At 71.5% G+C, this 12,173-nt stretch carries 10 protein-coding genes and 1 pseudogene; 7 read left to right on the forward strand and 4 right to left on the reverse strand.

Going from position 1 to position 12,173, the window contains the following annotated elements; translation table 11 throughout:
• Positions 1-8 precede the first annotated feature (8 nt).
• The 4 genes from QF034_RS23825 to QF034_RS23840 all read left to right on the forward strand — a co-directional run bounded on the left by QF034_RS23825 (position 9) and on the right by QF034_RS23840 (position 5,570).
• The gene (locus QF034_RS23825; RefSeq protein ID WP_307176868.1) at positions 9-3,005 is read left to right on the forward strand and encodes a BTAD domain-containing putative transcriptional regulator; all 2,997 of its coding nucleotides are present in this window, start codon (positions 9-11) and stop codon (positions 3,003-3,005) included.
• Positions 3,002-3,769, forward strand: a complete 768-nt coding sequence (locus tag QF034_RS23830; RefSeq protein ID WP_307176869.1) for a prepilin peptidase — start codon at positions 3,002-3,004, stop codon at positions 3,767-3,769. The genes QF034_RS23825 and QF034_RS23830 overlap by 4 nt, the downstream gene beginning before the upstream one ends.
• Before the next feature lie 136 nt (positions 3,770-3,905).
• Positions 3,906-5,105, forward strand: coding sequence for a cyclic dehypoxanthinyl futalosine synthase (gene mqnC / locus QF034_RS23835; RefSeq protein ID WP_307176870.1), 1,200 nt, complete (start codon positions 3,906-3,908; stop codon positions 5,103-5,105).
• 18 nt (positions 5,106-5,123) lie between these two features.
• Complete coding sequence (locus QF034_RS23840) at positions 5,124-5,570, forward strand: hypothetical protein (protein WP_307176871.1); 447 nt, start codon at positions 5,124-5,126, stop codon at positions 5,568-5,570.
• Positions 5,571-5,601: 31 nt separating this feature from the next.
• Here QF034_RS23840 and QF034_RS23845 read toward each other — a convergent pair whose 3' ends face one another.
• A complete protein-coding gene (locus QF034_RS23845; protein WP_307176872.1) occupies positions 5,602-6,633 on the reverse strand; it encodes a chitinase in 1,032 nt (343 codons plus the stop codon).
• Between the two features lie 232 nt (positions 6,634-6,865).
• On the opposite strand from QF034_RS23845, the gene QF034_RS23850 reads away from it, so the two are divergent.
• The gene (locus QF034_RS23850; RefSeq protein ID WP_307176873.1) at positions 6,866-7,561 is read left to right on the forward strand and encodes a demethylmenaquinone methyltransferase; all 696 of its coding nucleotides are present in this window, start codon (positions 6,866-6,868) and stop codon (positions 7,559-7,561) included.
• On the opposite strand, the pseudogene QF034_RS23855 reads toward QF034_RS23850, so the two are convergent.
• Positions 7,548-7,849 (reverse strand): annotated as a pseudogene (locus QF034_RS23855) (PASTA domain-containing protein). The gene QF034_RS23850 and the pseudogene QF034_RS23855 sit on opposite strands and share 14 nt — an antisense overlap.
• Positions 7,850-8,023: 174 nt before the next feature.
• On the opposite strand from QF034_RS23855, the gene QF034_RS23860 reads away from it, so the two are divergent.
• Positions 8,024-9,307 carry a geranylgeranyl reductase family protein gene (locus QF034_RS23860; RefSeq protein WP_307176874.1) on the forward strand — a complete coding sequence of 428 codons (1,284 nt, stop codon included), beginning with the start codon at positions 8,024-8,026 and terminating at the stop codon, positions 9,305-9,307.
• 58 nt (positions 9,308-9,365) lie between these two features.
• Here the strand turns inward: QF034_RS23860 and def are convergent, their stop codons facing one another.
• Positions 9,366-9,992, reverse strand: a complete 627-nt coding sequence (def, locus tag QF034_RS23865; protein ID WP_307176875.1) for a peptide deformylase — start codon at positions 9,990-9,992, stop codon at positions 9,366-9,368.
• A gap of 263 nt (positions 9,993-10,255) precedes the next feature.
• Positions 10,256-11,089: a C40 family peptidase gene (locus QF034_RS23870; RefSeq protein WP_086562796.1), complete on the reverse strand. Its 834-nt coding sequence runs from the start codon at positions 11,087-11,089 to the stop codon at positions 10,256-10,258.
• 724 nt (positions 11,090-11,813) lie between these two features.
• Between QF034_RS23870 and QF034_RS23875 the strand changes: the two genes are divergently transcribed.
• Positions 11,814-12,173 (forward strand): NADH-quinone oxidoreductase subunit A, encoded by a 360-nt coding sequence (locus QF034_RS23875; RefSeq protein WP_003992243.1) that lies wholly within the window; start codon positions 11,814-11,816, stop codon positions 12,171-12,173.

The raw sequence follows: 12,173 nt of genomic DNA on the forward strand, positions 1-12,173 counted from the left end.
CACCCGCCATGCCGCGACGCCGCACCTCCAGCTCGTCAAGCTCGACGGGAAGTACGACGGGAACGACGGCCCCGACGACGGCCCCGAGGAATCGGACGCCGCAGCCGGTGAGGATCCGGCGGCGGTCGTTCGGGGACTTCGTCAAGGCGTTCTTCGCGTTCGTCGCCCTGGCCGTGCTCCTCGTCGGCGTGCCCGGCGCGCTGGCCACTCAGATCGGGTGGCCGTTGCCGAACGGGGTGCCGAGCCTCGACTGGCTTCAGCAAGAGATCACCGTTCAGACGTTCCTGAACATCCTGACCGTCGTGGTGTGGCTCGCGTGGGCCCAGTTCACCGCCTGCGTGCTCGTGGAGATGAAGGCCGCGCTGTCCGGTGTCGGGGTGCCGGGGCGGGTGCCGGGCGCCGGGCCCAGTCAGTTGCTCGCCCGGCAGCTCGTCGCCGCGCTGCTGCTCGTCGGCGCCACCGCGGCCAGCTTCGCGCCCGGGCTGTCGCAGCTCGGCCAGAGCGGCTACGACGCCAATCAGAAGCCCACCGTCGCCGCGGCCCAGCAGACCCCGGGTTTCTTCGCCCAGCAGCAGGAGCAGGCCGCCGACACCGCGGCCGCCCTCGCCGACCAGGCCTCGCACGCCGCCTCGCACGCCGACGCCGGTGGCAGCACCGCCAAGCAGGGCGACACGAAGTATTACCGGATCCAGCCGCCCGAGGGACGTCACCACGACTCCCTGTGGGAGATAGCGGAACGGCACCTCGGTGACGGGCGTCGTTACAAGGAGATCTTCGAGCTCAACAAGGACCGCATCCAGCCGGACGGTTCCAAGCTCTCCGAGGCCAGCCTCATCCGGCCCGGATGGATCATGGAGATGCCGGGCGACGCGCGCGGCGGCGAGCTCGTCGAGATGCCCGACGAGGCGCCCAACGTGTCGCCCGACGTGCAGCAGCAGATCAGCGATTACGCCCTGACCGGGGACCACGCCCAGGGCGGAGGGGGCTCGGGCGCCCAGGGCGGTGGACACGAGCACACCGGTGGCGGTGCCACTCAGGTGTCCGTCCCCGAGCAGCAGCGGCCCGCCCACGACGCCGGCCACCAGCAGGCCACCGGCGTCGACGCCGAGTCCGACAGCTCCTTCGGTCTGCCCGAGGCCCTTCTCACCGCACCCCTCCTCGCCGCCGGACTCCTCGGCGCCCTGGGGCGGCGGCGCCGGCAGGCGCTGTGGCAGTCGGCGTTCGGGGCCGTCGGCGGGCGGCGCGGTATGGAGCCGCCCACGCCGAGCGGGGACGCGCAGGACGTTCAGGACGCGCTGCTCGTCGGCGCCGACCCCGAGGGCGTGCGGCTGCTCGACCGGAGCCTGCGCGGCCTCGCCGCCTCCCTCGCCGAGGAGTCGCGCGCGCTGCCCGTCGTGTACGCCGCCTGGCTCAGCAACGGCGATCTGCACCTCCAGCTCGCCCAGCCCGCCGGAAAGCCGCCCGCCCCCTGGCAGCAGGGGCAGGACCAGACCTTCTGGATGCTGGCCCGGACGGATGCAGAGCGCTACGAGGACGTCGACACGGCCGCGCCCTACCCGGGGCTCGTCAGCCTCGGCACCATGGACGACTCGCGGCTGCTGCTCAACCTGGAGGCCGTGCCCGGCATCGTCTCTCTCTCCGGCCGGGAGGCCGACCGGGCCGCCGTCTTCGCGTCCGTCGCCGCCGAGCTGGCGACCAACGGGTGGTCCGACCGCATGACCATCACGCTCGTCGGCTTCGGGCAGGACCTCACCCCCCTCGCCCCCAACCGGATCCGGCACCTGGAGGACATCGAGGCGCTCGTCGAGACCATGGAGGCCGAGACGCGGCAGCGGCGCGGAGCGCTGGGCGCCGCCGGGCACGACTCCGTCCTCACCGGGCGCACCGGGCCCGCCCAGCACACCCGCTGGGCCCCGCACCTGGTCCTGCTCGCCGCCCAGCCGTCCGCCGAGGACGCCGTCAAGCTCGCCGAACTCGCCGCCGACGCCAGTCGGCTCGGCATCGGCTACCTCGTCGGCACCGAGACCGGCGACCTGCCGGGCGCCGCCTGGGAGATGGAGATCACCGGCCAGGGCAAGCTGCTCGCGCCCCTCCTCGGGCTCGAACTCGACGCCCAGTTGCTGCCGGTCGCGCAGCAGCGGGCCGTGGTCGAGCTGTTCGTCGAGGCGGACCCGGAGCGCGAATCCAACAGGCCCGCGAACACCCCGCCGTTCCTCGTCGACATCAGCGAGCAGGGCCGGCCGGCCGTCTACGCCCGGCTCGTCGGGCCCTACGAGATCATCGGTCTCGACACCCCGGACGGGGAGCGCAGCGCCCTGCTGCACGAGGCGCTCGCCCTGCTGCTCCTGCACCGCGAGGGCGTGCACCCGCGCGTGCTGTCCTCCGCTCTGTGGCCGCGCGGCGTCACCGACGACGTACGGGACGCGCTCCTGGACCGGCTGCGCGACTGGCTCGGCGCCGACCCCGACGGCACGCCCCGCCTCGGCAGGGACGCGACCGGGCGGCTCACCCTCGCCAAGTCCGTCGTCTCCGACCTGGACGTGCTGCGGTCCCTCTACCACGAGGCCACGCAGGGCAAGGGCGTCGGCAGCCGGGCCGTGCGCGGGCGGCTGCTCACCGACGCGCTGGTGCTGGTGCGCGGGCCGCTGCTCGCCGACCGGCCCGAGGGCCGCTACCGGTGGCTCACCCACGAGATCGTCGACGCCCAGCTGCCGCTGCTCGTCGCGGACACCGGGCTCGCGCTGTGCGAGTTCCACATGGAGAAGAACCGCGCCGAGAAGGCCATCGAGGCCCTCAACGCGGCCCTGCGCACCGCCCCGGCCGACGAGCGCCTGTGGCACGAGCTGCTGCGCGCCACCCACGCCACCGGCGACACGTCCAAGCTGACCGCGCTCGCCACCGATCTCATCGGCCGCAGCGGGGCCCGCGGCCTGCCGCCGCGCACCGAGGCACTGCTCGACGAGCTGCTGCCGACGTGGCGCGACGCGATCGCCGCGGTGGGATGAACACCGGGGTCCTGGCCGTCGCCGCCGCGCTGTGGGGCGCGGCGGCGGGCGCGTTGCTGCCGCGCGCGGCCTACCGGTTCTCGGCCCCCTCCGGGGAGCCCTGGCGGGAGCGGTGCCCCGGCGGGCACGCCCTCAAGGGCCGGCTCAAGGGCTGGCTGGGACGGGCCTCGTGCCCGGAGTGCGCGGAAGGCGCGGAGGGCGCAGAGCGCGAGGAGGCCGGATACGGGCCGCGTACGGCACCGCTGGTGATCGCCACCGCCCTCGTCTGCGCCGCCCTCGCCGCCGCCACCGGCACCCGGCCCGAGCTCGGCGTCTGGCTGCTGCTCGCGCCCGTCGGAGTGCTGCTGACGGCCGTCGACTTCCGGGTGCGGCGGCTGCCCGACCCGCTCACGCTCCCCTTCGCCGCGGCCGCGCTCGTCCTGCTCGGCCTCACCGCGCTCGTGCCCGAGCACGCGGGCGAGTGGACGACCGCCCTGCTCGGCTCGCTGGCCCTGGGCGGCGGCTACTTCGTGCTGTTCCTCATCAACCCCGCGGGGATGGGCTTCGGCGACGTCAAGCTCGCCCTGGGCGCGGGGGCGGTGCTCGGCTGGTACGGGTGGCCGACGGTGATGCTCGGCACCTTCGCCGGGTTCCTGCTGGGCGCGCTGTACGGCGGTGCCCTCGTGGTGGCGCGGCGGGCCGGGCGCAAGACGGCCATCCCCTTCGGGCCGTTCCTGATCTCCGGCGCCTTCCTCGGACTCCTGGCCGGGGCCTTCGCGGCCTGACGACATCAGGGCCGCCCGAAAGCCCGAAAGCACGGAAGCCCCATGCCCGCAGGCCCGAAGGCCTGACGTCCAGCGGCCCGAACGGCTGGCGTACGCTGGGCTGGTCCGTCCACAACCCTTACGAAAGGGACGCCCGGTGACCGAGAAGGCCGACCTTCAGCCCATCCTCGACCGTGCAGCCGCCGGTGGGCGGATCACCCCCGACGAGGCGCTCGCGCTGTACCGGGACGCCCCGCTGCACGCGCTGGGCGCCGCGGCCGACGCCGTACGCCGCCGCAGGTACGCCGGCACCGAGCACATCGCGACGTACATCATCGAGCGCAACATCAACTACACGAACGTGTGCGTCACGGCGTGCAAGTTCTGCGCCTTCTACGCCGCCCCCAAGGACACCGCCAAGGGCTGGACCCGGGACCTGGACGACATCCTGCGCCGGTGCGCCGAGACGGTCGAGCTGGGTGGCACCCAGATCATGTTCCAGGGCGGACACCACCCGGACTACGGCGTCGAGTACTACGAGAAGCACTTCGCGGCGATCAAGAAGGAGTTCCCGCAGCTGGTCATCCACAGCCTGGGGGCGTCCGAGGTCGAGCACATGGCCCGGATCTCGAACGTGAGCGTCGAGGAGGCCATCCGGCGCATCCACGCCGCCGGGCTCGACTCCTTCGCCGGTGCCGGTGCCGAGCTGCTGCCCGAGCGGCCCCGCAAGGCCATCGCCCCGCTGAAGGAGTCCGGCGAACGCTGGCTGGAGATCATGGAGATCGCCCACAACCTGGGCGTCGAATCCACCTCCACCATGCTCATGGGCACCGGCGAGACCAACGCCGAGCGCATCGAGCACCTGCGGATGATCCGGGACGTCCAGGACCGCACGGGCGGCTTCCGCGCCTTCATCCCGTACACCTACCAGCCCGAGAACAACCACCTGAAGGGCCGGACGCAGGCGACCCTCTTCGAGTACCTGCGGATGATCGCGATCGCGCGGCTGTTCATGGACAACATCGCCCACATCCAGGGCTCGTGGCTGACCACGGGCAAGGAGGTCGGGCAGCTCTCCCTGCACTACGGTGCCGACGACCTCGGCTCGATCATGCTGGAGGAGAACGTCGTCTCCTCCGCGGGCGCCAAGCACCGGTCCAACCGGATGGAGATCATCGACCTGATCCGGAAGGCCGGGCGGGTGCCCGCGCAGCGGTCGACCACGTACGAGCACCTCGTCGTGCACGACGACCCGGCGAACGACCCCGTCGACGACCGCGTGGTCTCGCACATCTCGTCCACGGCCATCGAGGGCGGCACGGCTCACCCCGAGCTGAAGCTGCTCGCCTCCAACTGAGCGGCCGCGGAGAGGTAGTTGGAAACCATTCACACGGCCGAGACCGTCCGCGTCACCTGGGAATCCGAGCCCGTCAAGGGCGGTGCCGTGGCCGTCGGGCGGGACCGGATCGGTGCCGTCGGGAAACTCGACGACGTCCGTGAGGCGTTCCCCCGGGCCCGGGTCCGCAGGTGGCCCGGGACCCTCGGTCCCGCCCGGGTCCACGAGGGTCCGCTCCCGGACGCCCCGAGCCCGCGCGAACGCGTCCACGAGGTGCTGAAGCTCGGCGCGGTCGCGGTCCTGGAGGAGTACGTCGACTCGCCGGAACTGCGGTCCGCCGCCGAGCGCAACGACGTCGTCGTCCTGCCGCGTGCGCGCAACACCGCGATCGTCCCGACCGGACGCGCCGACCTCGCCGTCTTCGACGAGGCGGGGGAGTGCGTCGCGACGGTGTGCGCGGGGCGGCTCGTGCACCGGCGGCGCTGATCAGCGCCCTGTTGGTCCGGCACTCCGCCCGTCAGCCCGCGAACGCCTCCCCGAACGCCCCCGGACGCTGCCGCACCCCACTGCAATCGGTCGCCGGCCGGTCCGGCGCGGAGCCGTCCGCGCACTGCCGGTCCCGCGGGGCCGACCACATGGACACCCACCCGATGCCCTTCTCCTCGGCGAAGGCCCGGACCTCGGCCGCGTCGGCGAGCGTGAAGGTCTCGCCGTCGACGTCGTTGACGCCGATCATCGAGGTGAGCGCCATGCCCTTCCAGGCCTCCGCGTCCGAGGTGCCGAAGACCTTCTTCAGCTGGGTGTGCGCGGCCCTGGCGGCCGTGAGGGCGTAGCCGCCCATGTCGCCGTCGAACGACGAGCCGTAGTTCATCGTCATCAGGTTGACGGTGGCGACCTTGACGCCGTTGTCGGAGGCGGAGCGGAGCAGCGCCAGGCTCTTCTTGCCCAGGCCCGAGGGCATGACCGGGAGCGTGAGGGAGACCTCCAGATCCGTCCGTTCCCGCTGGAGCAGCGCGATCGCCTTCGAACGCAGGACGACGGAGGCGGGGTCGGCCAGCTCGTCGCCCTCGACGTCGAAGTCGGCCCGGGTGGCACCGGCCGTGTCGAGGGCCTTGCCGTACGCCGCCGCCAGTTCCGTCGCGCTGTCGCACACGGCCGCGAGTTCCCTGCCGGAGGCGCCGCCGAAGGAGACCCGGACCTGGCCGCCGTTCTGCGTCAGCCGGGATATCCGGGCCTTCACCGCCGCGTCACCGATCGCGTGACCGCCGTCCCAGCGCGGGGCGCAGTCGTCGCCGTCGGCCAGGACGAAGGCCAGGTTGTACGTCGTCGGGGAGCCGGCCGAGTCGGTGTCGGCGGCGTCCGTGGCGCTGACGTACGGGGCGTACGCGGTGCCGGTCCCGGCGGGGGACGAGGTGCCGGGGGCGGCTGTCGCCGAGGGGGCCGGGCGTGCCGCCCGGTCGACCGGTTCTGCCTGTTCGGAGCACCCCGTGGTGGCCAGGGCGACCAGGCAGCCCACCCCGACAGCCGCCGGTTTCCGGTAACTCCCCATGCGCACGCTCCCGTTCTGCTGATGCCGGTGTCCGCGGTATGCCGGTGTCCGCGGGTTCAAGACCCCATACGTTTCCCGGCCGCAAACGTCTCACATCAAGCGCAAATCCGAGTTTAGGGCGCATAAAGGCGTCCCAGGCCTTCCTGGGCCGGGGCATCACGCGGAGGCCGTCGCAGTCGGCACGGCGCACGCCCCGGCTTCTCCCCGGCGGGTGTACTGCAACAATGGGCCCGTGACCCGCGCATCCCTGGACAAGCAGCCGCACGAAGTCGCCTCGATGTTCGACGACGTGGCGGAACGGTACGACCTGACCAACGACGTGCTGTCCCTCGGCCAGGACCGGCGATGGCGCAAGGAGGTCGCCAAGGCCGTCGACGCGCGTCCCGCGCAGAAGGTCCTCGATCTGGCGGCGGGCACGGGTACGTCCTCGCTGCCCTTCGCCCGCACCGGCGCGTACGTCGTCCCCTGCGACTTCTCCCAGGGCATGCTCCGGGTCGGCAAGCAGCGGCAGCCCTGGCTGCCCTACACCGCCGGGGACGCGACGCGGCTCCCCTTCAGGGACGACACCTTCGACGCCGTCACCATCTCCTTCGGACTGCGCAACGTGCAGGACACGGACGCCGCCCTGCGCGAGATGTACCGGGTGACCCGGCCCGGCGGGCGGGTCGTGATCTGCGAGTTCTCGCACCCGACCTGGGCGCCGTTCCGCACCGTCTACACCGAGTACCTGATGCGCGCCCTGCCGCCGGTGGCGCGGGCCGTCTCCTCCAGCCCCGACGCCTACGTCTACCTCGCCGAGTCCATCCGGGCCTGGCCCGACCAGCCCGCCCTGGCCGAGCGGCTCGGCAAGGCCGGCTGGTCGCGGGTGGCCTGGCGCAATCTGAGCGGCGGAATCGTCGCCCTGCACCGGGGCTTCAAGGACAGCTGATCCCCAGGGGGAGCTCGAGGGCCGGGTACGGGTCGCCGGGCTCGTCCAGCTCCCGCCCGAGACCGCCCCTGGGCGGCTTCGGGACCCGCGGCTCGTGCACGCCCCCGCCGCCCTCGCCGGGCCGAAGTCGAACCACACGTACACCATCGAGTCCCGCGGCACCTCGGCGCCGGGGGGCGGGTACTGGCGTACGACGTAGTCGACGACGGCGAGAGGGAGGTCGGGCCGGTCCGGTGTGGTGAGGAGCAGGCCCTGTAGCCGGGCCGTCTCGCGCGCGTCCACGGCCATCAGGCCCACCAGGCGCGGTACACGCACTGTCTTTCTGTGACAGTCGACTACGGAACGTCACCGGCCGGCTGGGGGCGTGGCAGCCCTTCAGCCGGGTGATCAAGAGCGCTGAATAGACTGCCCCTGTCCAGTGCCGGTCGGCACGCAGATTTCGAACCTTGGGGAGATCCCGCCGTGACCGAGCCCCTCTCCGAAAACACCGCCGATGTCATCGTCGTCGGCGCGGGGCCAGCCGGCTCCACCACCGCGTACCACCTCGCCAAGGCCGGACTCGACGTACTGCTCCTGGAGAAGACCGAGTTCCCGCGCGAGAAGGTCTGCGGCGACGGCCTCACCCCACGCGCCGTCAAGCAGCTCGTGGCGATGGGCATCGACATCTCGGAAGAGGCCGGCTGGCTGCGCAACAAGGGCCTGAGGATCATCGGCGGGGGAGTGCGGCTCCAGCTCGACTGGCCGGATCTCGCCTCCTTCCCCGACTACGGCCTCGTCCGCAAGCGTGACGATTTCGACGAGCAGCTCGCCCGGCAGGCCCAGAAGGCGGGCGCCCGGCTGTTCGAGCGCTGCAACGTGGGCGCGCCGATCCTGGACGACCGCACGGGCCGTATCACCGGTGTGCACGCCAAGCTCGGCGAGGACAAGCGCGAGGTCACCTTCCGCGCCCCGCTCGTCGTGGCCGCCGACGGCAACTCCACGCGCCTGTCCCTCGCGATGGGCCTGCACCGCCGCGAGGACCGCCCGATGGGCGTGGCCGTACGGACGTACTTCACCAGCCCGCGCCACGAGGACGACTACCTGGAGTCCTGGCTGGAACTGTGGGACCGCCGCGGCCCCGTGGACCGTCTCCTGCCCGGCTACGGCTGGATCTTCGGCATGGGCGACGGCACGTCCAACGTCGGTCTGGGCGTCCTCAACACCTCCGACTCCTTCAAGGAGCTGGACTGGCGCGAGGTCCTGAAGGCCTGGTGCGCGTCCATGCCGGAGGACTGGGGCTACACCCCGGACAACATGACCGGGCCCATCCGCGGCGCCGCCCTCCCCATGGCCTTCAACCGCCAGCCCCACTACACCAAGGGGCTGTTGCTGGTGGGCGACGCCGGCGGCCTGGTGAACCCCTTCAACGGCGAGGGCATCGCCTACGCCATGGAATCCGGCCAGCTCGCCGCCGACGTCATCGTGCAGGCGCACGCGCGGGCGACGCCGGCCGGCCGTGAGATGGCCCTCCAGCGCTACCCGCGCGTCCTCAAGGACACCTACGGCGGCTACTACACGCTCGGCCGGGCCTTCGTGAAGCTCATCGGCAACCCGAAGGTCATGCAGATCGCGGCCCAGCGCGGGCTCACGCACCCGATGCTGATGAGGTTCACGCTGAAGCTCCTCGCGAACCTCACCGACCCGACCGGCGGCGACGCGATGGACCGCATCATCAACGGCCTGAGCAAGGTGGCGCCGAAGGCCTGATCGGGCACCAGGGCCTTCGGGCCTTCAGGCACTCGGGCCTTCGGCGCCGAAGGCCCGCTCAGCCGCTCAGCGCCGCGATGTTGGCGGCCCGGCGCGCGAACACCGCCTCGCGCCGGTCCGCCATCTGCCGCAGCGCGTCCTTGCGTTCCCGCCCGGACAGCCGGTCCAGGTACACCTGCCCGTTCACATGGTCGGTCTCGTGCGCCAGGCAGCGGGCGAAGTAGCCCGTGCCCTCGATCACGAGCGGTTCGCCGTCCCGGTCGTACCCGCGCACCACGGCCCGGTCCGGACGCGGTACGTCCATCGTGGCGCCCGGCACCGACAGGCAGCCCTCGCCCTCGTCGAGCAGCCTGCGGCGAGCGGCGTCCAGCGGCTCCAGCACCGGGTTGACGAGGTGCCCGACGTGCCGCACGCCCTCGTCGTCCGGGCAGTCGTACACGAACAGCCGCAGGTCGACCCCGACCTGGTTCGCCGCGAGTCCGGCACCGTCCGCGGTGTACATCGTCAGGAACATGTCGTCGATCAGCGCGGCGAGGTCCGGACCGAACTCGGTGACGTCCCGGCACGGCTTGTGCAGGACCTCCTCACCGACCTCGGTGATCCGCCGGACCTGCCCGCGCCGGGCCTCGGGCGCGAGCCTCGGGTACGAGTCGACGGGCCGTCCTTGCACGAAGACGCTCGGCATCTGTCTCTCCCTGTCTGCATGAGGATGCTGTGGGGAGTCATCACAGCAGAACCCCCGCAGCGGTCCCAGCGGCAGACCGGCCGTACCCGCAGACGCCTCCTCACGGCCGCCAGGGGAGCCGCGGGGGCCGTCGCCCAGGGGCAGGGCCTCGCGAGGGCCGCGGCGGCTTCCTGCGGCAGCAGGGCGCCTCGCCCTTCCCCCGGACATGGCGGGAGGGCCGCTGCCCCCGAGTGGCAGCGGCCCTCAAGCCCGTATGCGTGCGGTCAGAGGACGCGCACGGCGCCCGACGCCGGGTAGCCCGACAGGTCCTGGATGACGACGCCCTTGGACGGGTTGGCCGCGTCCAGGTACTGGCCGTCACCGATGTAGACACCCACGTGGTACGCGGAGCCCTTGCCGCCCCAGTAGAGGATGTCGCCGACCTGGACGTCGGACAGCGGCACGTCCGTGCCGGCCATCGACTGGTCCTGCGAGACGCGCGGCAGGTCCACACCAACCTGCTTGTACGCGGCCTGCACGAGCGAGGAGCAGTCCCAGGCGTTGGGACCGGTGGCGCCCATGACGTAAGCGTCGCCCACCTGAGCCTTCAGGAAGGCGATGACGGTCGCGACGCTGCCGCTGGAGGGCGCCGACACCGACGTGGAGGCGGACGCGGAGGCGGAGAGCGTGGCGCGCTCGGTGCTGCGCGTGGCGCGCTCGGCGGCGGCCTTGCGGGCGGCCTCGGCGGCCTTCTTCTTGGCCTCCGCCTTCTTCTTGGCCTCGGCGAGGTCCTTCTTGGCCTCCGCGGCGGCCTTGGCGGCGGCGGCGTCACGCTCGGCGCGCAGTTCGTAGTTCGCGGCCGCCTGCTGGGTGGCGGCGGCGGACTGGGCGACCTGAGCGGACAGGTCGGCCGTCAGGGTGGGCAGTTCGATGGTCTGCGTCACCGGCTCGGCGGCGTTCGCCGAGGCCGACGCACCAGCCGCTGCCATGCTGAGAACGCCACCGGCAACTCCGGCACGCAGGGCGATCGAAGAGGTCGCGCTGCGGCGGGGCTTCCGGTGGCTGCGTATGTGAGCGGTGTGGGACATGGGAACAACCGGTACCAGGGGCTCCTTCATATCTTCAAGAAACGTGTGCTGCGCCACAGTTGTTCAACCGGGCCCCCAAAACCCCCGCTCGAGGCCCTTTATTGACGCCATAACGGACATTGCGGGCTCACCGTAACCGGCCTGTGATCACGGCCTTTGATCAATACGCCCGAATTGCCTCGCACCTACCATCGGTGGGGTTGATTGGCCAAGCCCCGTTCTCATGCGCCTCTCATCCATGTGACGGAGGTCACGGAACGGCCGCCGTCGCGGACGCGTCCGGCGCCGGAGATCACGACCGGATCACGGCCTCGCGAAGATCGTGAACGAATGCACGCGTCCACACCTCGCTCCGCATGCCCCCTGAGGTGTGAACGCGCCTCTATCAAGAGATCGAGTCCCTCGCCAATTTGCATGCAAGGGAACTCTCTTGATATTGATACGCCCCCTCCGGCCTGCGCTGACGAGCCAAAATGTCACCTCTGGTGATCACTCGGACGCTTCGGGTGTGAAGATCACCGCTCATCCGACTTCATGATCGATCGTCAGGTGGTGGAGATCACAAAGCTTGTGCAATACCCCGTGTCGCAGATCACAGAGCGTCGGGCATAAGATGCACGCGGTTGGGCTTGTGACCTGCTTCACATGTTCCCGATCTTCGCCGGGGCAGGCGGGGTTCGCGGGACAGGTGGGGCGGATGTGAGCCCGATGCAAACCGCCAGCAGTCAGTGCCGACTGAGAGGAGCGAGGAGCGGTGAACGCGTATGCGCCCATCCTCGTACTGGGAGCCCTCGGGGCAGGCTTTGCGATCTTCTCCGTGGTCATGGCCACGTTGATCGGGCCCAAGCGGTACAACCGGGCCAAGCTCGAGGCCTACGAATGCGGGATCGAGCCGACCCCCACGCCGGCCGGCGGCGGGCGCTTCCCCATCAAGTACTACCTGACGGCGATGCTCTTCATCGTCTTCGACATCGAGATCGTCTTCCTCTACCCCTGGGCCGTCACCTTCGACGCCCTGGGGATTTTCGGGCTCGTGGAGATGCTGCTCTTCGTGCTCACCGTCTTCGTCGCGTACGCGTACGTATGGCGGCGCGGCGGCCTGGAATGGGACTGA

Source organism: Streptomyces africanus (assembly GCF_030816955.1).
Classification (GTDB): Bacteria; Actinomycetota; Actinomycetes; order Streptomycetales; family Streptomycetaceae; genus Streptomyces; species Streptomyces africanus.